General features: G+C 67.4%; 1 protein-coding gene. It reads right to left on the bottom strand.

The window, feature by feature from the left end; translation table 11 throughout:
* Positions 1 to 436 (bottom strand): IS1634 family transposase (locus L0D17_RS14060; RefSeq protein WP_243095716.1); only part of this gene is annotated, 436 nt, incomplete at both ends.

Genomic DNA, 436 nt, shown 5'->3' with positions numbered 1-436 from the left:
GCAGGGCCCTGGCCTCCTTTAGGGTGGCCGGCACCCGCATGACCCAGGAGAACCCCCGCAGGGCCCCCAGGTTCTCCTGGCTGTAGCTGGCCCCGTCCAGCACCACCACCTCCCCCAGTTCCAGGCCCTGGCGGTAGCGCGCCAGCAGGGGAACCAAGGCCTCCTGATCCGACTGGTTCCCATCCCCAGGAGCGAAGAGCAGGGGAATCCCCCCGGTATCGGCGCAGATCAGGTTCATCACCCACTGCTTGAGGTCTGGGCGGTGGTCCCGGCTGTAGCCGTGGGTGAGGCGGATGACCAGGGGCTCGTCCCCCGTATCGGTCTGGCCCTCTTCCCCGCTCCCGTACACCCCGTGGACGTGAAAGCTGGTGGAGTCCACGTGAAGAGCCCGCACGGGAAAGGGAAAGGCTCTGCGGGCAGATTTAGCCACCTCCAC

It is taken from the genome of Thermus thalpophilus (assembly GCF_022760915.1).
Classification (GTDB): Bacteria; Deinococcota; Deinococci; order Deinococcales; family Thermaceae; genus Thermus; species Thermus thalpophilus.
The sequence above is the reverse complement of the archived record's forward strand: the minus strand, read 5'-3'. Positions and strand labels throughout refer to the sequence as shown.